General features: G+C 60.2%; 1 pseudogene. It reads right to left on the bottom strand.

Annotated elements, in window-relative coordinates:
* Positions 1-319, bottom strand: a pseudogene (locus HZR81_RS23785) (transposase); the annotation flags it as partial.
* Positions 320-369 lie beyond the last annotated feature (50 nt).

The raw sequence follows: 369 nt of genomic DNA, 5'->3' as shown, positions 1-369 counted from the left end.
ACTTGGTGCGGCGGTCGAGCTCCGCCTGGGCAAAATACGCACTGGCCAGGCGCAATATCTCGTTTGCCTTACGCAGTTCGCGGTTTTCGCGCTCTAGGGCTCTGATGCGCTCGCGCTCTTCACTGGTCTGACCGGGGCGCTGCCCCGCATCGGTCTGCTGGCGACGAATCCAGCCATGCAGGGTTTGCGCGGCACAGCCAATCTTCGGAGCGATGGCCTCAATGGCTGCCCACTCGGACGGATAGTCGTTCAGGTGTTCCAGAACCATGCGCACAGCACGCTCACGGACTTCAGGGGAGTAGGTAGTAGTCTTTCTCATGGCCTCATCTTCTCAAGAGTTGAGGCCTCCACGAAACCCGGGGTGATTCA

The sequence above is a fragment of the Pseudomonas sp. LM13 genome (genome assembly GCF_041381355.1).
Taxonomy (GTDB): domain Bacteria; phylum Pseudomonadota; class Gammaproteobacteria; order Pseudomonadales; family Pseudomonadaceae; genus Stutzerimonas; species Stutzerimonas frequens.
Note: the sequence above shows the minus strand (reverse complement) of the source record. Positions and strands in the feature narration are given on the sequence as shown.